15 protein-coding genes are annotated in these 21,609 nt (G+C 61.2%); 11 read left to right on the plus strand and 4 right to left on the minus strand.

Annotated elements, in window-relative coordinates:
• Positions 1-10: 10 nt before the first annotated feature.
• The 3 genes from cydC to trxB all read right to left on the minus strand — a co-directional run bounded on the left by cydC (position 11) and on the right by trxB (position 4,746).
• Positions 11-1,741: a cysteine/glutathione ABC transporter ATP-binding protein/permease CydC gene (gene cydC, locus ACEQFP_RS00895; RefSeq protein ID WP_370547342.1), complete on the minus strand. Its 1,731-nt coding sequence runs from the start codon at positions 1,739-1,741 to the stop codon at positions 11-13.
• A gap of 2 nt (positions 1,742-1,743) precedes the next feature.
• On the minus strand, positions 1,744-3,552 hold the full coding sequence (gene cydD / locus ACEQFP_RS00900; RefSeq protein WP_370547343.1) for a cysteine/glutathione ABC transporter permease/ATP-binding protein CydD: 1,809 nt from the start codon (positions 3,550-3,552) through the stop codon (positions 1,744-1,746).
• 228 nt (positions 3,553-3,780) lie between these two features.
• Positions 3,781-4,746, minus strand: coding sequence for a thioredoxin-disulfide reductase (gene trxB / locus ACEQFP_RS00905; RefSeq protein ID WP_068870790.1), 966 nt, complete (start codon positions 4,744-4,746; stop codon positions 3,781-3,783).
• Between the two features lie 723 nt (positions 4,747-5,469).
• Here trxB and lrp point away from each other — a divergent pair.
• The 11 genes from lrp (at position 5,470) to ACEQFP_RS00960 (ending at position 20,734) form a co-directional block, all read left to right on the plus strand.
• Positions 5,470-5,964, plus strand: a complete 495-nt coding sequence (lrp, locus tag ACEQFP_RS00910) for a leucine-responsive transcriptional regulator Lrp (RefSeq protein ID WP_005287608.1) — start codon at positions 5,470-5,472, stop codon at positions 5,962-5,964.
• 152 nt (positions 5,965-6,116) lie between these two features.
• The gene (locus ACEQFP_RS00915) at positions 6,117-10,187 is read left to right on the plus strand and encodes a DNA translocase FtsK 4TM domain-containing protein (RefSeq protein ID WP_370547344.1); all 4,071 of its coding nucleotides are present in this window, start codon (positions 6,117-6,119) and stop codon (positions 10,185-10,187) included.
• Positions 10,188-10,322: 135 nt separating this feature from the next.
• Positions 10,323-10,940, plus strand: coding sequence for an outer membrane lipoprotein chaperone LolA (lolA, locus tag ACEQFP_RS00920; RefSeq protein ID WP_005296955.1), 618 nt, complete (start codon positions 10,323-10,325; stop codon positions 10,938-10,940).
• A gap of 16 nt (positions 10,941-10,956) precedes the next feature.
• Complete coding sequence (locus ACEQFP_RS00925) at positions 10,957-12,300, plus strand: replication-associated recombination protein A (protein WP_370547345.1); 1,344 nt, start codon at positions 10,957-10,959, stop codon at positions 12,298-12,300.
• A 120-nt stretch (positions 12,301-12,420) separates the two neighbouring features.
• On the plus strand, positions 12,421-13,713 hold the full coding sequence (gene serS / locus ACEQFP_RS00930; protein WP_005287597.1) for a serine--tRNA ligase: 1,293 nt from the start codon (positions 12,421-12,423) through the stop codon (positions 13,711-13,713).
• Between the two features lie 558 nt (positions 13,714-14,271).
• Entirely contained in the window at positions 14,272-16,719 is a 2,448-nt protein-coding gene (dmsA, locus tag ACEQFP_RS00935) for a dimethylsulfoxide reductase subunit A (RefSeq protein WP_035599198.1), read from the plus strand.
• Between the two features lie 11 nt (positions 16,720-16,730).
• The gene (locus ACEQFP_RS00940) at positions 16,731-17,348 is read left to right on the plus strand and encodes a DMSO/selenate family reductase complex B subunit (RefSeq protein WP_005296960.1); all 618 of its coding nucleotides are present in this window, start codon (positions 16,731-16,733) and stop codon (positions 17,346-17,348) included.
• Position 17,349: 1 nt separating this feature from the next.
• Entirely contained in the window at positions 17,350-18,210 is an 861-nt protein-coding gene (locus ACEQFP_RS00945) for a DmsC/YnfH family molybdoenzyme membrane anchor subunit (protein WP_005287580.1), read from the plus strand.
• A gap of 48 nt (positions 18,211-18,258) precedes the next feature.
• Positions 18,259-18,873 carry a Tat proofreading chaperone DmsD gene (dmsD, locus tag ACEQFP_RS00950; RefSeq protein ID WP_098143060.1) on the plus strand — a complete coding sequence of 205 codons (615 nt, stop codon included), beginning with the start codon at positions 18,259-18,261 and terminating at the stop codon, positions 18,871-18,873.
• Positions 18,873-19,445 carry a 4Fe-4S dicluster domain-containing protein gene (locus tag ACEQFP_RS00955; protein ID WP_005287574.1) on the plus strand — a complete coding sequence of 191 codons (573 nt, stop codon included), beginning with the start codon at positions 18,873-18,875 and terminating at the stop codon, positions 19,443-19,445. The genes dmsD and ACEQFP_RS00955 overlap by 1 nt, the downstream gene beginning before the upstream one ends.
• A 143-nt stretch (positions 19,446-19,588) precedes the next feature.
• Entirely contained in the window at positions 19,589-20,734 is a 1,146-nt protein-coding gene (locus ACEQFP_RS00960) for an MFS transporter (protein ID WP_068870798.1), read from the plus strand.
• Between the two features lie 71 nt (positions 20,735-20,805).
• Here ACEQFP_RS00960 and ACEQFP_RS00965 read toward each other — a convergent pair whose 3' ends face one another.
• Positions 20,806-21,258, minus strand: a complete 453-nt coding sequence (locus ACEQFP_RS00965) for a PTS sugar transporter subunit IIA (protein WP_005287569.1) — start codon at positions 21,256-21,258, stop codon at positions 20,806-20,808.
• Between the last annotated feature and the right edge of the window lie 351 nt (positions 21,259-21,609).

Consider the following 21,609-nt stretch of genomic DNA (forward strand, 5'->3'; position numbering starts at 1 on the left):
CTGCATCCGCTTAACGCTGCTGACTGCACAGCTGATAGTAACGGCCACGTGCCTGTAACAGCGACTCATGCCGCCCCTGCTCGACGATACTCCCCTCGTCCATCACACAGATGCGATCCATCTGGGCCAGCCCCTGTAGCCGATGGGTGACCAGCAACAGGCTCTTCTGGGCGCAGTGTTGGCGCAGCAGCGCCAGGATTTGGCGCTCAGTTTCGGCATCCAGGCCCTCGGTCGGCTCATCCAATAGCAGTAACGGCGCCCGATGGAGCAGCGCGCGTGCGATGCCCAGGCGGCGTTGCTCACCACCAGACAGCGGGCGGCCACCGTCGCCGAGCCAGGCATCCAACGCACGATCGTCCAGCAGGCGCTCCAGACCGACCGCGCGTAGCGCTTCGCTGAGCTGGGCGTCGCTGGCCTCTGGGTCGGCGAGTAATAGATTATCACGCAGGGTGGCGCTGAAGATGTGGACCCGTTGGCTCACGACGGCGCAGGCGGCGCGTAGCGCGCCTTCATCCAGGCTGTCGAGCGGGAGATCGTTGAGGCAGATCGTCCCCTGATCGCACTCCCAGGCGCGGGTCAGCAGTTGCAACAGCGTCGACTTCCCGCAGCCGGTCCGCCCCAGTAAGGCGACATGCTCCCCGGCACGGAGCGTTAGCGTGACGCCATTCAGCACCGCCCGCGACTGACCGGGGTAACGGAAATGGACATCCTCGATGCTCAGGGCGATCGCTGCGTCCTCATCCAGCACCTTGCCCTGCTCGGGAAAGCGTATCTGCGGCGTTTGATCGATCAACTGCGCCACCCGCTGTGCCGAGGCCATCACCTGGCCCAGCTGTTGGAACGCGCCGGCGACGGGAGCCAGTGACTCGAAGGCGGCCAGCGTGGCGAAGACGAACAGGGCGATCAACGCACCCGGCGTCGGATCATCGGCGATGCCGCCAGCCGCCAGCCAGAGGATCAGGGTAAAGGTCAAACCGGAAGCGAGGATCATGATCCCTTGGGCGAGCGCACCCAGTGCCGCCTGACGCTGTTGTTGCTGCTGCCACTGCCGCTCTTTTTCCTCCAGCTGGTCGCGGAAGCGCCCCAACGCGCCGTAGATCGCCAACTCGGCGTTGGCACGGATCCAGCCGACTAACTGCGTGCGGTAGTCGGCGCGCAGCGAGGTCAAGGCGGCCCCGACCGGCTTGCCGGCGTGGTAGAACAGGATCGGCAGGCCGATCAACAGCAGCAACATGATGCCGCCGAGCGTCAGGGCGAGATGGACATCGAGCCAGGCGAGGCCGCACACCACCACCACGATGATCACCAGCGCGCTGATCAGCGGTGACAGTACGCGCAGGTAGAGGTGGTCCAGCGTATCGACATCGGCCACCAGGCGGTTGAGCAGTTCAGCCTGGCGGAAGCGGGCCAGGCCGCCGGGTGACAGCGGTAGCAGGCGGCTGAAGGTGAACACACGCAGGTGCGAGAGCACCCGGAAGGTGGCGTCGTGGCTGACCAGCCGTTCGGCATAACGCCCGGCCGTGCGGATGATGGCGGCGCCGCGAACCCCAGCGGCGGGCAGCATGTAGTTGAAGGTGACTAATCCGGCGAGTCCCGCCAGCGCGGAGGCGGCGAGGAACCAACCGGAGAGGGTCAACAGGCCGATGCTGGCCAGTAGGGTGACGATCGCCAGCAGCATGCCGAGCGACATGCGGAACCAGTGTCGGCGGTAGAGGGCCAGGAAGGGCAGTAATACTCGCATGATTAAATCTCCTGACGACGGCTGGCGAGGAGGGTGGCGAAGGGGCTACCCCGTTGCTGGGAGAGGGCGGCGAAGTCCCCCTGCTGTACCAGCATGCCTTGATCCATCACCCAGATGCGATCGAAGTGCGCCAACTCGTCCAACTGGTGCGTGACCATCAGCGTGGTCTGGTTACGGGCGGCGGCTTGCAGGGCGCGCATCACTAAGCGTTCGCTATTGGCGTCCAGGCTGGCGGTTGGCTCATCGAGCAGCAACAGGCGGCAGGGGCGAATCAACGCACGGGCCACGGCGACGCGTTGTGCCTGGCCGACGGAGAGTCGCGCGGCGTCCTCTCCGATGGGGGTATCCAGTCCCTGGGGTAGTTGCGCCAGAAACTCGGCGACGTAGGCGCACTCGATCGCCGTCTGTAGTTGCGCCTCATCCGCCTGGGGATTGCCCAACAGGATGTTGTCGCGCAGGGTGGCGAGGGGGAGCGTCGGGTTTTGCCCGACCCAGGCTAACTGGCTGCGCCAGGCATCCAGGGCACTACTGACTAACGGCTGGCCGTCAATCAGCAACTCGCCACGATAGGGCAGGAAGCCGAGCAGTAGGTTGATCAATGAACTTTTCCCCGCGCCGCTGTGGCCAACCAGGGCGATACGCTCACCGGCGGCGATACGGAAGTTAAGCGGCCCGGCCAGTATCTGGCCTTGGGGCGAGAGGATTTCCAGGTTATGCGCCTCCAAGGTCAGCGCGCTGTCATGGGACAAGGTGGTGCAGGATGCGCTGGGAGGCGGCGTCGTATCGGCCGCCACCGTTTGCACGGCCTGAGCCTGATCGCTGTCATCGAGGAAGGTGACCAGTGCCTCCGCCGCCCCGATGGCCTGAGCCTTCGCATGGTAGAAGGCGCCCAGATCGCGTAGCGGCTGGAAGAATTCGGGTGCCAGGATCAGCACCAAGAAGCCGGCGAACAGGGTCACGCCGTGATCATAGTGACCGAAGTTGAGCTCGCCTAAGTAAGAGAAACCGAAGTAGACCGCCACCACGGCGATCGATACCGAGGCGAAGAACTCCAACACCGCCGAGGAGAGAAAAGCCAGGCGTAATACCTCCATGGTGCGCTTGCGGAAGTCTTCCGATGCCTGGGCGATGTGCTGGGTTTCGGCCTGGGCGCGATGAAACAGGCGCAGGGTATCCATACCACGTAGGCGGTCGAGGAAGTTGGCGCTCAGACGGCTCAGGGCCAGGAAGTTACGCCGGTTGGCATCGGCGGCCCCCATCCCGACCAGCGCCATGAACAGCGGGATCAGCGGGGCGGTGGCGAACAGGATCAGTCCGGCGGCCCAGTTGATGGGAAAGACGGCGGCCAAGATCAACACGGGAATGGTCACCGCCAGTGCCATCTGCGGCAGATAACGGGCATAGAAGTCCTGCATCTCTTCGATCTGTTCGAGGATCAGCGTCGCCCAGTGACCGGCGGGGTAGCCCTGGATCCAGGCCGGCCCCAGCAACGCCAGGCGATCGAGCACCAGGGCGCGGATCTCGCGGCGTACCACCTGACCGCAGTGAAAACCGACGCGTTCGCGCAGCCAGCCCAAGAGCGCGCGCAGCACGATGGTGGCGATTAATAGGGCGAAGTCGTTGAGCAGGGCGGAGCGTGGGGTGTGGTCGATGATGAGCTGTTGCAGTAGGGTGGCTAATAACCAGGATTGCGCGATGATTAGCAGACCGGAGAGGAGGCCGAGCAGCATGGAGAGCCGCAGCCAGCGACGGGCTAGGCGGCTATGCTGTTTTAGCCACTGAGTGAGTTCGCGTTGTCGTTGTTTATTCATTAAGCGATCGTGTCTAGTCTGATGCAGGTGAATTAAGATCAGGCCCGGAGCACAGGCGTACGGCAGGCTGAACGCATGCGCCGACCCAAGCGGGGGTCGGCGGCGCCCTTGATATTACAACGCCTTATTAACCGTTGAAACCGGGGGCAGAGAAATTCTCTCACCCCGGCCTGGCGTGACCAGAGACGACCCGCCGCCACAGGCGGCAGGTGTCAGACGGAGTGACGCTTACAAGGCGGCGTGGGCGAGACCGTCGAGATAGCGCTCGGCATCCAGGGCCGCCATACAGCCGGTACCGGCCGAGGTGATCGCCTGGCGATAGATGTGATCCATGACGTCACCGGCGGCAAAGACCCCAGGGACGCTGGTCTGGGTGGCATTACCGTTCAGGCCTGAGTTGACCTGGATATAGCCATCTTTCAGTAGCAACTGTCCTTCGAAGATGGCGGTGTTCGGGCGATGGCCGATGGCGACGAATAGGCCGGTCACGGCCAGCTCTTCCTGCTGATCGCTCTGGGTATCTTTCAGCCGCAGGGCGTTGACCCCCATCTGATCGCCCAGTACCTCGTCCAGGGTACGGTTTGTATGTAGGACGATGTTGCCGCTCTTAACTTTATCCATCATGCGGTCGATGAGGATCTTCTCGGCGCGGAAGGTGTCGCGGCGGTGGATCAGATGCACCTTGGCGGCGATGTTGGCCAGATAGAGGGCCTCTTCGACAGCGGTATTCCCCCCCCCGATGACGGCCACCTCTTGCTGGCGATAGAAGAAGCCATCACAGGTGGCGCAGGCAGAGACGCCGCGCCCTTTAAAGGCCTCTTCCGAGGGGAGTCCCAGGTAGCGGGCGGAGGCACCGGTAGCGATGATCAGCGCATCACAGCTGTACTCCTGGCTATCGCCGAATAGGTGGAAGGGACGCTGGCTCAGATCGACGCGTTGGATATGGTCGAAGACGATCTCGGTGTTGAATTTGGCCGCGTGCTGGTTCATCCGCTCCATCAGCAAAGGACCGGTTAGCCCTTCCGGATCGCCGGGCCAGTTCTCCAGATCGGTGGTGGTGGTCAATTGCCCCCCCTTCTCGACCCCCGTGATCAGTACCGGATTGAGGTTGGCGCGCGCGGCATAGACGGCCGCGGTATATCCCGCCGGGCCAGAGCCCAGAATGAGAAGCTTGCAATGTTTTACGGAGCTCATGAGATCCTCTTTTCCTCTGTGGTACACCTTGTATGGCTGCTGATTTTAAGAAAACTTGCGGATTAAAAAAAGCATGCAAAAAAGATGTTATCAATCTGTGTGATAGGTATTTTCTATCAATAAACCTAACCAATATTAGCAAGATGCGCTGTTTTCACATGGATATCCAGTCTTTTTAACGGGAATTTTTCCTTTATATTGCTTAAAAGTAGCAAAATCATCCTGCAACCGTGTGGTGATTTTAACCTGAGCAAACGTTGCCTTACGGGCTTATTCGGCAGGTTCCTCTGGTTTTATTTCTTTTGCTTTGACAATCGGCTGTTCATTTGCGAAAACATGGAGAAGAGGTGGGGATTTAGGCCCGATTTACTGGCTGTATGCTTAGCGATGATGCGCTTTGTGTCGCTGTCAGGTCAATCGTCCTCTCTTCTGGGCGGCGTTCCGCCGAGGCGTGCGTAGTAGCATGATGACGCTGTCATGCTGGGCGCGTTGTGAGCCGTCCTGCCGTACACCACGGGTGTGGTACTGGCAGGCAGTAGGAAAACCGGGGTGATCCCGGGAGGTTGTTAAGCGCGGCGTTCCGGGCTATCCGGCGGTCGCAGGAGGTGGCAATGGAAATTGCCAATTGACGGGCAGGCATAACATCTTCTTTTGAGACGATTCTTGGGCAATAACCGCTTGCCGCAAGGGGGTCGCAGAGAAGAGTATAAGAGAGATAACAAGATGGTAGATAATAAGAAACGCCCCGGTAAGGACCTTGATCGTATCGACCGCAATATCCTCAATGAGCTGCAAAAGGATGGTCGAATCTCCAACGTTGAGCTTTCCAAACGTGTAGGGCTTTCGCCGACACCGTGCTTGGAGCGTGTGCGCCGTCTGGAGCGGCAGGGATTTATTCAGGGGTATACCGCGCTATTGAACCCGCATTATTTGGATGCCTCGCTGCTGGTGTTCGTCGAGATCACCCTGAATCGTGGGGCGCCGGATGTGTTTGAGCAGTTCAATACGGCGGTGCAGAAATTAGAAGAGATCCAGGAGTGTCACCTGGTGTCCGGTGACTTCGACTATCTGTTGAAGACCCGTGTACCCGATATGTCCGCGTACCGTAAATTGCTCGGGGAGACCCTGTTGCGTCTGCCGGGCGTTAACGACACCCGCACCTATGTGGTGATGGAAGAGGTAAAGCAGAGCAACCGCTTGGTGATCAAGACGCGCTGATCGCGGGCAGGTGCAAAGCCGCAATAATTTGGGTACACTCCTGTGTATGTATACAGTTTCAGCGCCGGGATACGCCTCGGCGCTGTTCTTATGGCGGGCAGGCCAGATAACATGTTCGCAATGGCAGACAACAGGACCCTGGAGAGCCTTTCTTGAGCCAGGAATATACAGAAGATAAAGAGGTCGTCCTCAAGCATGTAAGCGGTGGACGGCGAGTGTACGAGGCGCTACTTATTCTGGTCGCGCTATTTGCCGTCTATATGATGGCGTCCTTGATCACCTTCGACCCCTCCGATCCCAGTTGGTCGCAGACCGCTTGGCATGAGCCCATTCATAATATTGGCGGCGGCGCCGGAGCCTGGCTGGCCGATACGCTCTTTTTCGTCTTTGGCGTACTGGCGTATGCCTTGCCGCCGATTATGTTGGTGTTGTGTTGGGTCGCCTACCGTAAACGGGACGATAATGGCTATGTCGATTATTTCGCCATCGCCTTACGCCTGGTGGGCATGCTGGCGCTGGTAGTTGCGTCCTGCGGGCTCGCGGCATTGAATGTGGATGACCTTTACTACTTTGCCTCCGGCGGGGTGATCGGCAGCCTGATCAGCAGCGCGGCGTTGCCGTTGCTGGGGAGTATCGGCGCGACGCTGGCCATGCTGGGCGCGTGGGCCGTCGGCTTGTCGCTATTTACCGGCTGGTCCTGGTTGACCATCGCCGAGAAGATCGGGGCGACCTTGCTCGGAGCCTTGACCTTTATGAGCAATCGCTCGCGTCGCGATGAGGCGGTAGAGGATGAGTACGACGATGACGACGAGCGGGACGATGTCGACGAGGCGCCACTGGCCGCGCCTTCGACTGGGCGAGTCGCTCCATTGTTGGATGACGAGGCCCCGGATCCCCTGTTTACCGGGTTGAGTGCGCGTGATGAGGCGCAGCCGGACGATCCGTTACTGGCCCCGACGGCGGTGAAGGGATTGCGTCCGTTGGATCAGGTCGATGATACTCCGCCCGAGGCGGTAGCACAGGACAATGAGGTCGCGGGGATTGCCGCGGCCGAGCCGACCCTCACCCATGCGCCGAGTGGCGGCACGATCGATGCGCCGCACACGGCTTCGCCTGCAGCGGCGGCGACGCAGTCAGCGACGACGCTGGCATCGGGCGCGCCACCGTTCGTCCCGGCTCAGCCGTTGGTGACGCCTTCGGCGGCAGCGGCTCAGGCAGCGACGACGCAGACATCGAGCGTGCAACCGTTCGTTCCCGCTCAGCCGTTGGCGACGCCTACAGCGGCGACGCAGGCATCGGGCGCACAACCGTTCATCCCGGCTCAGCCATTGGCGACGCCTTCGGCGGCGGTGACACGGGCGCCGAGTTCCCTGGCGTCGGAGGCCTCCTTCTCTGCCGTGGCCGCGGAAGACGCGCCGTCCTCGGCGAGCGAGTCCCCTTATCGCTTTAGTGCCAGCGACGCGGAGAGTGACGTGTCGTTGGCGCCGATGTACCCCTTTAACCCGTCCGAAAACCCGTCCGACGCGCGCCCTCAGGCATCCGCCTCGGCGCACCCCGTCGGCGGACGTTCCCCCTCGTCGCGCGACGTCGAACCGCCGCTGGGTCACTGGCCGAGCGAGTCGGAACCGGCTGCGGCGGGTCCGCGCGCGGCTTCGTCGAGCGATCTGCCCTATATCAATCCGGGTCTGTCGCCGGATCTACCGGTGTTCGGGGCGGCCAGCCGCCACGAGGATCTGGCGCTCGGCGCGGCCGCCAGCGCCGCCTTCACACCGGCTATCGGCGCACTGGATGGGGGGCCGCAGGTGAAGCAGGGCATCGGCCCCGAGTTGCCAAGGCCCAATCCGGTACGTATCCCGACGCGACGGGAGCTGGCTTCGCTAGGGATCAAACTCCCCTCGCAGCGGATGGCGGAAGAGCAGGCTCGGCGCGAGGCCCAGCAACGCCGGGCGCGTGAGGAGCAGGCGGAGCTGGAGCAGATGCCTGAGGTGCAGGTGACGCCGTTGGGTGCGCCAGCGCAAGCCTCTGCGGATCTGGCGGGTCAGTCTATCTTTGCGCAGGCCACGGCACGGGCTACGGCCGAGCGTGTGACGAGCGCGGAGGCAGACAGCGCCGCGGCGTCCTTGCCCCACTTCTCCGCCTACTCCGAGCCTAGCGCTGCGGCGTCGGTTGAGACGACGGAGGATGAGGATCGTGCCAGCCTGCTGGAGCAGGCTGCACTGCGTGAGGCCTTTGTCAGCCAGCAACGCGCCCGTTATGGTCAGGCCTATCTGCATGAGGGCGAGGATGAGCATGCGTTGGAGCAGGCGCGCTTGCAGCGTGAGTTTGTCGCCGCTCAGCAGCAGCGTTACGCCGATGCGTCGGCCACGCCGACCGCCTCCATCGCCCCGCCAGCGCATCGCCCAGCGCCTTCCGCGCCGGTCGCGCCGCAAACAACATCGGCGGCGCACGATGGGTTGCTTAACTTCTCCGCCCGCGAGGTCTTGGCGCGCGCGGAGCCGTCGCCATCGGATAGCGCGCTGGCCGACTTTGACTTCGCCGCCGTGGATGAGGGGCCGATAGAGCCACTGTTCACGCCATCGCCGCTGCCCAGCAGCGCGCTGGAGGCCCCGACCCATGACGTCACGCCGCCTCAGCCGCTGGCGGCCAGTGGCCATACGCCCGCCCAGGTCAATCCGCAGGATGCCCTGGTGCATCCCTTCCTGATGCGTGATGAGCGGCCACTGCACAAGCCGACTACGCCGCTGCCGACGCTGGATCTGTTGGCCTCACCGCCCGCCAATGCCGAGCCGGTGGATATGTTCGCCTTGGAGCAACAGGGGCAGTTGGTCGAGGCACGCCTGGCCGATTATCGGGTCAAGGCGTCGGTGGTCGGCATCTCGCCGGGGCCGGTGATCACTCGCTTCGAGTTGGATCTGGCGCCGGGGGTGAAGGCGGCGCGTATCTCTAACCTGTCGCGCGATCTGGCGCGTTCGCTCTCCGCCGTTGCGGTGCGCGTGGTGGAGGTGATCCCGGGTAAACCCTATGTCGGTCTGGAGTTACCGAACAAGCACCGCCAGACGGTCTACCTGCGTGAGGTACTCGACTGTCCGCAGTTCCGCGATAGCCCGTCGCCGCTGACGGTGGTGTTGGGTAAGGATATCGCCGGTCAGCCGGTGATCGCCGACCTGGCTCGCATGCCGCACCTGCTGGTGGCCGGTACTACCGGTTCCGGTAAGTCGGTCGGGGTCAACGCGATGATCCTCAGCATGCTGTTCAAGTCGACGCCGGATGAGGTGCGCTTCATCATGATCGACCCGAAGATGCTGGAACTGTCGGTGTATGAGGGCATTCCGCACCTGCTGACCGAGGTGGTCACGGATATGAAAGACGCCGCCAACGCCCTGCGCTGGTGCGTCGGCGAGATGGAGCGGCGTTATCGCCTGATGTCGGCGCTCGGGGTGCGTAATCTGGCGGGATACAACGATAAGGTCCGCCAGGCGGCCGAGATGGGGCGTCCGATCCCCGATCCGTTATGGCGTCCGGGGGATAGCATGGATGCCTTGCCGCCGGCGTTGGAGAAGCTGCCCTACATCGTGGTGATGGTGGATGAGTTCGCCGACCTGATGATGGCGGTGGGTAAGAAGGTCGAGGAGCTGATCGCGCGCCTGGCGCAGAAGGCGCGTGCCGCGGGGATCCATTTGGTGCTGGCGACGCAACGCCCGTCGGTCGATGTGATCACCGGCCTGATCAAGGCCAACATCCCCACCCGAATCGCCTTTACCGTCTCCAGCAAGATCGACTCCCGCACCATCCTCGATCAGGCCGGGGCGGAATCGCTACTGGGCATGGGGGATATGCTCTACATCCCGCCCAATACCTCGATGCCGGTGCGTGTTCACGGCGCCTTCGTGCGTGATGAAGAGGTTCATGCCGTGGTGCAGGACTGGAAGGCGCGTGGGCGTCCACAGTATATTGATAGCATCACCGCCTGTGAGGATGGCGAGGGCGGCGCTGGTGGCGGCCTGGACAGCGACGATGAGCTCGATCCGCTGTTCGATCAGGCGGTCGCCTTCGTGATCGATAAGCGTCGCGCCTCGATCTCCGGGGTGCAGCGCCAGTTCCGCATCGGCTATAACCGGGCGGCGCGCATCGTCGAGCAGATGGAGGCGCAGGGGATCGTCAGTCCGCAGGGGCATAACGGCAACCGTGAGGTGTTGGCGCCCCCGGCGGGTGATTACGATTAATCGCGTGCTGGCGCGTGGTTTTTCCCGCGTGCCAGCGTACGCCTTGGCGTATACTCACTACGCGGTGCCATGTCTGCCCGTGGCTGCGCTGGTCCGGGTAGACCGAACTTATTCTTGTTGAAGGTAATCATTCCGATGAAAAAGCTGTTAGTTGCCTGCTGTGTTGTCGTGAGCGGCATGATGTCGGCCTCCGTTCTGGCGTCGCCGAGCAGCGATCTGCAAGGCCGTCTGAACAAGGTCAATAGTTTCCATGCCAGCTTTACCCAGGCCGTCAGCACGGCGGATGGGACGGCGGTACAACAGGGTGAGGGCGAGCTGTGGGTGAAGCGTCCCAATCTGTTTAACTGGCACATGACCTCACCGGATGAGAGCGTGCTGGTCTCCGATGGCAAAACCTTGTGGTTCTACAATCCGTTCGTCGAGCAGGTCACGGCCACCTGGTTAAACCGGGCCACCAGCAATACGCCGTTTATGCTGATCACCCGTAATGACGCCAGCGAGTGGGCGCACTATAACGTGACCCAGCAGGGTAACACCTTCGATCTGACGCCGAAGAGCAACAAGAACAACCTGAAGAAATTCACCATTACCGTGTTGCCGGATGGCACCATCAATGGCTTCAGTGCCGTCGAGCAGGACGGTCAGCGCAGCGTCTATACCCTGAAGCGCCAGCAGAATGGGGCGGTCGATGCGGCCAAGTTCCGCTTCACGCCACCGCCGGGCGTGACGCTGGACGATCAGCGCCAGAAGTAAGCCCAGGACGCCGCTCGTGAGTAATCTCTCCCTCGACTTCGCCCAGGATACCTTCCAACCGCTGGCCGCGCGCATGCGGCCGCAGACGTTGGAACAGTATATCGGTCAGCGTCATCTGTTGGCGGCGGGCAAGCCGCTGCCGCGCGCCATCCTGGCCGGCCACCTGCACTCGATGATCTTGTGGGGGCCGCCGGGAACCGGTAAGACCACGTTAGCGGAGTTGATTGCGCGCTATGGCCATGCCGAGGTGGAGCGCATCTCGGCGGTCACCTCGGGGATCAAGGAGATCCGCGAGGCGATCGAGCGGGCGCGCCAGAATCGCGATGTCGGTCGGCGCACGATCTTGTTCGTCGATGAGGTGCATCGTTTCAATAAGAGTCAACAGGATGCCTTCCTGCCGCATATCGAGGATGGCACCATTACCTTTATCGGCGCCACCACCGAGAACCCCTCCTTCGAACTGAACTCGGCGTTGCTGTCGCGCGCACGGGTCTATCTGCTCAAGGCGCTGGAGGCGCAGGACATCGTACAGGTGTTGCAACAGGCGATGAGCGATAGCGAGCGTGGCTACGGTGGGCAGGATCTGCTGCTGCCGGAGGAGACGCGCGATACACTGGCGGAGCTGGTTAATGGCGACGCCCGTCGGGCGTTGAATACCCTGGAGATGATGGCCGATATGGCCGAGGTGGATAGCCAGGGCCAGCGTCGCTTGACCATGGATCTGCTGCGTGCGGTCTCCGGCGAGCGCAGCGCGCGCTTCGATAACCACGGCGATCGCTATTATGATCTGATTTCCGCGTTGCATAAGTCGGTGCGCGGGTCGGCGCCGGATGCCGCCCTGTACTGGTATGCTCGCATCATCACGGCGGGGGGCGATCCGTTGTATGTGGCGCGGCGCCTGCTGGCCATCGCCTCGGAGGATGTGGGCAACGCCGATCCCCGCGCGATGCAGGTGGCGATCGCCGCCTGGGACTGCTTCACCCGCGTCGGTCCGGCGGAGGGGGAGCGTGCCATCGCCCAGGCCATCGTCTACCTGGCCTGTGCGCCGAAGAGTAACGCGGTGTATACCGCCTTCAAGGCTGCCCTGCGCGACGCCAAGGAGCGCCCGGACTATGACGTGCCACCTCATCTGCGCAACGCGCCGACCAAACTGATGAAGTCGATGGGGCTAGGCGAGGAGTACCGCTACGCCCACGACGAGCCCAATGCCTACGCAGCGGGCGAGGTCTACTTCCCGCCGGAAATGGCGCAGACGCGCTATTATCAGCCGACCTCGCGCGGCCTGGAGGGCAAGATCGGCGATAAGCTAGCCTGGCTCGCTGAGCAGGATCAAAATAGCCCGACAAAACGCTACCGCTGATTCATTCATTGCGGTAAGGTTATGAAGAAATCCGCTTTGCATTGAGTGCGTTGCCGCCATCGCGACGGCCGCTTCAGTGTATGAGTTTATTAAAACCCCTCAATAATTCACAGGATTAGCATGCTAGATCCCAATCTGCTGCGTAATGAGCTAGACGCAGTCGCCGAAAAACTGGCTCGCCGAGGCTACAAACTGGATGTTGACACACTGCGTCAGCAGGAAGAACGCCGTAAAGTGTTGCAGGTGGAGACGGAATCCCTGCAAGCCGAGCGTAACTCGCGATCCAAATCCATCGGTGCGGCCAAGGCCCGGGGTGAGGACATCGAGCCGCTGCGCCGTGAAGTCAACGAATTGGGTGAAAAGCTGGATGCCGCTAAGGCCGAGCTGGACCAGCTCCAGCAGGAAATCCGTGATCTGGCGCTCTCCATCCCCAACCTGCCGGATGACTCTGTCCCGGTCGGCAAGGATGAGAACGATAACCTGGAGGTCAGCCGTTGGGGTGAGCCGCGTCACTACGATTTCGAGGTGCGCGACCATGTGACCCTGGGTGAGATGGCCGATGGTCTGGACTTCGCCGCCGCGGTGAAGCTGACCGGTGCCCGTTTTGTGGTGATGAAGGGTCAGATTGCCCGCATGCACCGCGCACTGGCGCAGTTTATGCTGGACCTGCATACCGAGCAGCACGGCTATCTGGAAACCTATGTCCCGTACCTGGTGAACCACGATACCCTGTACGGTACCGGTCAGTTACCGAAGTTCGGTGCGGATCTGTTCCACACCCGTCCGCTGGAAGAAGAGGCCGATAGCAGCACCTATGCGCTGATCCCGACCGCCGAAGTGCCGGTGACCAACCTGGTGCGTGGCGAGATCCTGGACGAGAGCGAACTGCCGCTGAAGATGACGGCGCACACCCCGTGCTTCCGCTCTGAAGCCGGCTCCTATGGCCGTGATACCCGTGGTCTGATCCGTATGCACCAGTTCGATAAGGTTGAGCTGGTTCAGATCGTACGCCCGGAAGACTCCATGGCGGCATTGGAAGAGCTGACCGGCCATGCCGAGAAGGTGTTGCAGCTGCTGAATCTGCCGTACCGTAAGGTGCTGCTGTGCACCGGCGACATGGGCTTCGGCTCCAGCAAGACCTACGATCTGGAAGTCTGGGTCCCGGCGCAGAACACCTACCGTGAAATCTCCTCCTGCTCCAACATGTGGGATTTCCAGGCGCGCCGCATGCAGGCCCGCTATCGCAGCAAGGAAGACAAGAAGCCGCGTCTGCTGCACACCCTGAACGGTTCCGGCCTGGCCGTAGGCCGTACGCTGGTCGCCGTGATGGAAAACTACCAGCAGGCCGATGGCCGTATCCAGGTGCCGGAAGTCCTGCGCCCGTATATGAATGGCCTAGAATATATCGGTTAATCGCCCTCGCGCTGTATCGACGAAGACCCCGCCTCGCGGGGTCTTTTTTTTGCCGGGTGAAAAGCGCCTGCTCGACCGGGGGCAGTAACGCCTTTCGCTCAGGATTTGCCTGGGCGTCTGTCTGCGTTAAGTGCGAGCGGCCGGATCCCACCGGAAAGGCGAGTCATCTCGCTGGCGTCAGCGCGTCGTTTTTCTGTGTGATCTCAGGCTAAATAGTTATTGTTATCAAAAGGAAAACGCCAAATTAAGCCGATAAAAAACATTTACGTGATTCTGTGAAATCCGACGGATTCTTTTTTGATATGAAACAAATGCGGGCGAAATGAAAGCCGTATGCTCATGAGTGAGGCGAGGAGTTGCCATGGAGTTGGTTAGTAGGATGATTATTTTAATGTTTAATGGGTCCTGAACTCGTGTCCCAATGAGCTGGCATCTGCCGGGTTATTGCGATCTCTCCTTTGCCTTATTCCGTTTTTCTTTCTTTGCGTCAGCATCTCTCCTGAGCGAGGGGGCGAGCGCGTATTAACCAGTAGAAAGCAAAATAAAAGTGAGCATGCTATGAAAAAACACAATCGGACGGCATTGCTAGATGCGGCGCTGACACGGCGTACTCTGGTGAAAGGCGGCGCGATCGGCGGGCTGGCGGCGGCCAGCGGTGCGCTCTCGCTCCCCTTTACGCGTCGAGCGGAGGCACAACCCGCCCAGCCCGCCCCGGCGGCGCAGGATGAGCAGGTGATCTGGAGCGCTTGCACCGTTAACTGCGGCAGCCGCTGCCCGCTACGTATGCACGTCGTGGATGGTGAGATCAGCTATGTCGAAAGCGACAATACCGGTGACGACCGTTATGACGGTCTGCACCAGGTCCGCGCCTGTCTGCGCGGTCGCTCCATGCGTCGTCGCGTCTATAACCCGGACCGTCTGAAGTACCCGATGAAACGGGTCGGTAAGCGCGGTGAAGGGAAATTTAAACGTATCTCCTGGGAAGAGGCCTTCGATACCATCGCTGTCAGCATGAAGGGGATCATCAAAGAGTACGGTAACGAAGCGATCTACTTGAACTATGGCACCGGTACGCTGGGCGGCACCGTGACGCGTTCCTGGCCACCCGGCGCGACGCTGATCGCCCGCCTGATGAACTGCTGTGGCGGTTACCTCAACCACTATGGCGACTACAGTACCGCGCAGATCGCCGCCGGGCTGAATTACACCTATGGTGGCTGGGCGGACGGTAACAGCCCGTCGGATATCGAGAACAGCAAGCTGGTGGTGATGTTCGGTAACAACCCGGGCGAGACGCGCATGAGTGGCGGTGGGGTGACCTACTACCTGGAGCAGGCGCGCGCCAAGTCCAATGCCAAGATGATCATCATCGATCCGCGCTACACCGACACCGGCGCCGGGCGTGAGGATGAGTGGATCGCCATCCGTCCGGGGACCGATGCGGCGTTGGTGGCCGGTCTCGCCCATGTGCTGATCAGCGAAGGCTTGGTCGATCAGCCCTTCCTCGACCGTTATTGCGTCGGTTACGACGAGCGCACGCTGCCCGCGGGCGCACCCGCCAACGGCCACTACAAGGCTTACATCCTCGGTCAGGGGCCGGATAAGACCGCCAAGACCCCAGCCTGGGCGTCGGCGATCACCGGCATTCCAGAGGATAAGATCATCAAGCTGGCGCGCGAGATCGGAAGCGCCAAACCGGCGTACATCTGCCAAGGGTGGGGGCCACAGCGTCACGCTAACGGCGAGTTGACGTCACGCGCCATCGCCATGCTGCCGATCCTGACCGGTAACGTGGGGATCAACGGGGGCAACAGTGGCGCACGTGAAGGCTCTTATAGCCTGCCGTTCGTCCGCATGCCGACCCTGGAGAACCCGGTTAAAACCAGCATCTCGATGTTCCTGTGGACCGACGCCATCGTGCGTGGCCCGGAGATGACGGCGACCCGCGACGGGGTGCGCGGCAAGGAGAAGCTGGATGTCCCGATCAAGATGATCTGGAACTATGCCGGTAACTGCCTGGTTAACCAGCACTCTGAGATCAACCGTACCCACGACATCCTGCAAGACGATAGCAAGTGCGAGATGATTGTGGTGATCGATAACCATATGACCGCCTCGGCCAAGTATGCCGATATCTTGCTGCCGGACTGCACCGCCTCGGAGCAGATGGACTTCTGCCTCGATGCCTCCTGCGGCAACATGAGCTACGTGATTTTCGCCGATCAGGTGATCGCGCCACGCTTCGAATGTCGCACCATCTATGACATGACCAGCGAGATCGCCAAGCGGATGGGCGTCGGTCAGCAGTTTACCGAGGGACGCAGCCAGGAAGAGTGGCTACGCCATCTGTACGCCCAGTCGCAGCAGGCGATCCCCGGATTGCCGTCGTTTGAGGCGTTCCGCAGCCAAGGGATCTACAAGCAGCGCGATCCGCAGGGGCATCATGTGGCCTACCGCGAGTTCCGCGCCGATCCGCAGGCCAATCCGTTGACGACGCCTTCCGGGAAGATCGAGATCTACTCGGCGCCGTTGGCCGAGATCGCCGCCACCTGGCAGCTAGCGCCGGAAGATGTCATCGATCCGTTGCCGATCTATAGCCCCGGATTCGAAAGCTATCAGGATCCGCTACGTAGCAAGTTCCCGTTGCAGATGAGTGGGTTCCACTATAAGGCGCGCACCCATTCCACCTATGGCAACGTGGATGTGCTGAAGGCCGCCTGCCCGCAGGAGGTGTGGATCAACCCGTTGGATGCGGCGCCGCGCGGCATCGCACAGGGGGATGTGGTGCGCATCTTTAATGATCGCGGTGAGGTGCGTATCAACGCCAAGGTGACGCCGCGTGTGTTGCCCGGGGTGGTCGCACTGAGCGAGGGTGCCTGGTATAGCCCCGACGGCGCGCGCGTCGATCACGGTGGCTGCATCAACGTCCTGACCACCCAGCGCCCCTCGCCGTTGGCGAAGGGTAACCCGTCGCACACCAATCTGGTTCAGGTTGCTAAGGCTTAAAGGAGTAGCTGATGACAACGCAATACGGTTTTTATATCGACTCCAGCCGTTGCACCGGGTGTAAGACCTGCGAGCTGGCCTGTAAGGATTACAAGGATCTACCGCCGGACATCAACTTCCGCCGCATCTATGAGTATGCTGGTGGCGAGTGGCATCCGGATGGCGATACCTGGCACCATGACGTGTTCGCTTACTATCTCTCCATCTCATGCAACCACTGCGACGACCCGGCCTGCGTCAAGGTATGCCCGAGCGGCGCGATGCACAAGCGCGAGGATGGCTTCGTGGTGGTGGACGAGTCGGTATGCATCGGCTGTCGCTATTGCCACATGGCCTGTCCTTACGGCGCGCCGCAATACAACGCGCAGAAGGGGCATATGACCAAATGCGACGGCTGTTATGAGCGTGTCGCGCAGGGGCTGAAGCCGATCTGTGTCGAGTCCTGCCCGCTGCGGGCATTGGACATGGGGCCGATCGAGGAGTTGCGTGCCCGCTATGGTGATCTCGCCGCCGTGGCGCCGCTGCCAGCGGCACACTACACCCGGCCGAATATCGTGCTGAAACCGAATGCCAACAGCCGCCCGGTCGGGGATACCTGCGGTTATCTGGCGAATCCGAAGGAGGTCTGAGATGGGTATGGGATGGCATGAATGGCCGTTGATGATCTTCACGGTATTGGGGCAGAGCGTCGCCGGTGCCTTTATCGTCATGGCGTTGGCGTTGTTGTGCGGTCGGCTGGAGGCGGGGCGAGTCCTGCGTATTCAGGGACGCATGTTCTTCCTGTGGCTGCTGCTGGCTATCGCTTTCGTCGCGTCGGTGATGCACCTCGGTTCGCCGCAGCGCGCCATCAATGCGCTCGATCGAGTCGGTGCTTCCGCGCTGAGTAACGAGATCCTGTGCGGCTCGTTGTTCTTCGCCGCCGGGGGGCTGTATTGGCTCCTGGCGGTGTTGAATAAGATGCCGGCAGCGCTGGGACGCCTGTGGTTGCTGGTGACCATGGCGCTGGCGTTGGTGTTCGTCTGGTCGATGACGCGCGTGTACCTGATCGACACGGTGCCGACCTGGTACACGGGTTACACAACCCTCAGCTTCTTCGTGACCATGCTGGTCGGTGGCGCGTTACTGGGCTACCTGTTGCTGCTGTCGGTCGATATGGCGCCCGGCTCACTGCGTCTGCTGCCGCCGATCGCCTGCTGTGCCGCGTTGATCGGCGTGGTGGCGGGCGGAATGCAGGGTACCGACTTGGCCGTAATCCATAGCGCCGTGCAGCAGGCTTATGCCTTGGTGCCTGATTACGCCGGGTTGTTGGCGTTGCGCAGCGTGTTGCTGGCGTTAGGCCTGGGATGCTGGTTGTACCCATTATTGCGCGGGAAGATCCCGTCGATGGGGGGGCTGATCCTGGCGCTGATCCTGGTGCTGGCGGGTGAGCTGGTGGGCCGTGGCGTGTTCTATGGTCTGCATATGACCGTTGGCGTGGCTATCGCCGGTTAATGGAGGGGGAGGGCGGCGTCTCGCTGTCGCCCTCCCGTAAGGATTGCTATGTTACAACCACAACAATTACAGGATATGGCGCTGACGGCGCGGGTGCTGGGCACCCTGTTGTACCGCACGCCGGATAGCGAACAGGCCGCGCCATTGGTGGCGGCATTGCGCCAGCCGCAAGAGGTGCTGCACTGGCCCTATGGCACCCCCGCCCAGCGCGAGCACTGCGCCGCGTTGCTGGCTGCACCAGCGGACGAGCCTCTGGCCGAGGCGTATCAGCGTCTGTTTATTGGGCCGCACGCGCTGGCGGCACCGCCCTGGGGATCGGTTTACCTGGATCGTGAAAGCGTGCTGTTTGGCGACTCGACCCTGGCGTTACGTCACTGGATGCGGGCGCAGGGGATCGACTGGCAGACGGATAGCCGCGAGCCGGAGGATCACATCGGTCTGCTGCTGTTGTTGGTGGCCTGGTTGGCCGAGGAGCAGCCGCACTGGTTGGCGCCTTTGCTGCAACAACATCTGTTGCCCTGGAGCGGCCGTTATCTGACCTTGCTGGAGCAGGCCGCCGAGCACCCCTTCTATCAAGGGATCGCGGCGTTGAGCGCGCTGACATTACGCACCTGGCAGCACCAGTTTGCTCTCGCCGATGCCGACGTGAAGTTGTATCGCTGATGAGCGAGCGGCGCGATGAGCGTTACTACCGGGCCTGGATGAGCCATCGTCACGTCAGTCGGCGCGGGTTATTGCGTGGTTTATTGGGGGGCGGGCGCGCGGTGCAACGCCAGGCGTTGCAGGCCCCCCTACAGCGTGCGCGCGGGCGCCCGCCTTATGCCTTGGCGGAGGCGGCCTTTCTGGCGAGTTGCGATGGGTGTGCGGCCTGTGTCACTGCCTGCCCCTACGGCCTGATCGCCCTGCATGAAGGGGTAGCCTGGCTGGAGGTCGACTTCTGTGGTTGCGACACGCAGCACTGTCAGGCCTGCGCCGATGCCTGCTCCCGGGGGGCATTGCTGGCGCAGTTACCCGCCGATACCGCCTGGCGTCCGCAGTTGGACAGCCATTGTCTCGGGCGCTATAGCGACTGCCGCCAGTGCCAGCTCGCCTGTCCTCAACAGGCGTTGTCGTTTGATGCGCAGAGTCAGCCGCAGCTGGATGAGGCGCGCTGCGATGGCTGTGGGCTGTGCAAGCTGGCTTGCCATTCCGGCCATTTACACCTCCAGGCTGGCATCGCTCATGGGCGCGATTGAGGCCTTGTCCCGCGACCTTGCCAGGGTGCGTGTTACCAGATTGCAACATTTTTAGTTGAACAGTTAATGAACAATTGACATTTTTGTCGCAAGTGGCATGATGCGCACACTTTTCTTGTTTTTGTCGGTGCGGTCACGTTTCCATGTTCTCGCTCTCTCGTCCGGTGTTCGCTTTGCTCTGTGGGCTGTTACTGCTGACGGTCGCCATGGCACTGCTCAATACCCTGGTGCCGTTGTGGCTGGATCAACGCCATCTGGCGACGTGGCAGGTCGGCCTGGTCGGTTCCTCCTACTTCCTGGGTAACCTGGTTGGCACCTTGCTGACCGGTTGGGTCATCCTGCGTCACGGTTTCAACCAAAGCTACTACTATGCCTGCCTGCTGTTTGCCGCCTCGACGGCGGCATTGGGGATGGCCAATGGGTTTTGGGGCTGGCTATTGTGGCGTTTCCTGGCCGGTATCGGCTGCGCCATGATCTGGGTGATCGTGGAAAGCGCCTTACTGCGCAGCGGAACCAACGCGAACCGCGGCCAGTTATTGGCGGCCTATATGACCATCTACTATCTGGGCACCGTGTTGGGGCAGTTGGCGCTCGGCGCCATCGCTACCGCGTTGTTGCAGGTCATTCCGTGGACCACGGCGCTGATGGTGGTAGCGATGCTGCCACTCTGTTTCGCGCGCATCGAACGTCCCCAACCGCATGCGGGAGGGATGTCGCTCTGGCCGCTGTTGCGTCGGCGTAGCGCCCGGCTGGGGGTGAATGGCTGCGTGATCTCGGGGGCGATCCTCGGCACGCTGTATGGCTTGTTGCCGCTCTATCTGAGTCACCAGGGGATGAGTGACTCACGCATCGGTTATTGGATGGCGCTGCTGGTCAGCGCCGGTATCCTCGGCCAGTGGCCGGTGGGGCGCCTGGCGGATCGTTATGGTCGCCTGTTGGTGCTACGTGTGCAGGTGTTTGTGCTGATCCTCGGCAGCCTAGCGATGCTAATCAGCCCACAGGGGATGGTGCCTGCGCTGTTTACCCTGGGTGCGGCCGGGTTCACCCTCTACCCGGTGGCGATGTCGTGGGCCTGTGAGCGCGCCGATCGCCATGAGTTGGTGGCGATGAATCAGGCATTATTGATGAGTTATACCCTGGGCAGTCTGGCTGGGCCAGCGGTGGTGGCGTTACTGATGCAACGCTTCTCCGATCACTGGATGTTCGTCACCATTGCCGCCATCGCGCTGTGTTATCTGTTGATGCTGCTGCGCCGCCCCGAGGGGCACTCCGCGTTACCCGTTACCTAAAATAACACACCCCGCACCGTGACGGTGCGGGGTGCCGAGTTTGTGCGCGTCGCCCGGGAGGGGCGTGCCACTTAGTGCAGCAGGGTCGCCTGAATACGGGCACCCAACATGTTTTGGCTGGTTGCCTGGGTCAGCAGTTCGAAACCGTTGTTGATTTCCAACCAGTTTTCGATCTGGCCGTGCAAATCATACAGTGCCTGCTGCGTCCCGGCGGAGAGCGTGATAATCAGGGTCACTTCAGCTCCATCTGGCATGACGACCGGTTTATCACACTTGAGTACGGATGCTTCCCCCTTCTCACTGAGTACCCCATGTTGCGGTTGGGCAAATACCAGCATCACACCTTCGCGTACCATGAAATCCTGCTTGCCCCGTTTCAGTGCGTCGATGATGTGCAGCGGATAATGGGCGTTAACCTTCTTATCGCTGATCAGCGGTTGACAGGCAAGATGGATGGCATGGCGCCAGCTCAGCGGCTGGTGGCAATACTGCCAGCGTTGGTCGAGAGTTGCATCAATAGACATAAAATCCTCCGGTAACCTTGCACCTAAAAGCGTTATCCATACTGTCCCTAGTGATAACGTTATGGGGACGCTTAACGAATAGAGTGTGAAGCGTGGGTACAAGTTCAGCATTTAAAAACAGTGTTTCACGCGTAACAGATTGATTTATAACATCTAATCTCTTGCGGTGTAAAAACAGTGTATCGACTCAAGTCACAGAAGTCACTGACTAGAAGAATTTCTAATAATCGTCATTCTCTCATTACATTACTTAAATTATTGCCGCTATCTTGGTGTAATAATTCAGCAAAAAGCCGTAATGTCCGATGAATATCCTAAAAAAATAGCGGGACGCATAAGATCCGCGGAGGC

Source organism: Edwardsiella sp. A.80236, assembly GCF_044540725.1.
GTDB lineage: Bacteria > Pseudomonadota > Gammaproteobacteria > Enterobacterales > Enterobacteriaceae > Edwardsiella > Edwardsiella tarda.

Excerpts from the sequence above, each read along its gene's own strand:
- trxB (WP_068870790.1), bottom strand. The coding sequence starts at position 4,746 with ATGAGCTCCGTAAAACATTGCAAGCTTCTCATTCTGGGCTCTGGCCCG.
- dmsD (WP_098143060.1), top strand. The coding sequence starts at position 18,259 with ATGTTACAACCACAACAATTACAGGATATGGCGCTGACGGCGCGGGTG.
- ACEQFP_RS00965 (WP_005287569.1), bottom strand. The coding sequence starts at position 21,258 with ATGTCTATTGATGCAACTCTCGACCAACGCTGGCAGTATTGCCACCAG.
- cydD (WP_370547343.1), bottom strand. The coding sequence starts at position 3,552 with ATGAATAAACAACGACAACGCGAACTCACTCAGTGGCTAAAACAGCAT.
- cydC (WP_370547342.1), bottom strand. The coding sequence starts at position 1,741 with ATGCGAGTATTACTGCCCTTCCTGGCCCTCTACCGCCGACACTGGTTC.
- ACEQFP_RS00940 (WP_005296960.1), top strand. The coding sequence starts at position 16,731 with ATGACAACGCAATACGGTTTTTATATCGACTCCAGCCGTTGCACCGGG.
- ACEQFP_RS00945 (WP_005287580.1), top strand. The coding sequence starts at position 17,350 with ATGGGTATGGGATGGCATGAATGGCCGTTGATGATCTTCACGGTATTG.
- ACEQFP_RS00955 (WP_005287574.1), top strand. The coding sequence starts at position 18,873 with ATGAGCGAGCGGCGCGATGAGCGTTACTACCGGGCCTGGATGAGCCAT.
- lolA (WP_005296955.1), top strand. The coding sequence starts at position 10,323 with ATGAAAAAGCTGTTAGTTGCCTGCTGTGTTGTCGTGAGCGGCATGATG.
- ACEQFP_RS00960 (WP_068870798.1), top strand. The coding sequence starts at position 19,589 with ATGTTCTCGCTCTCTCGTCCGGTGTTCGCTTTGCTCTGTGGGCTGTTA.
- serS (WP_005287597.1), top strand. The coding sequence starts at position 12,421 with ATGCTAGATCCCAATCTGCTGCGTAATGAGCTAGACGCAGTCGCCGAA.
- lrp (WP_005287608.1), top strand. The coding sequence starts at position 5,470 with ATGGTAGATAATAAGAAACGCCCCGGTAAGGACCTTGATCGTATCGAC.
- dmsA (WP_035599198.1), top strand. The coding sequence starts at position 14,272 with ATGAAAAAACACAATCGGACGGCATTGCTAGATGCGGCGCTGACACGG.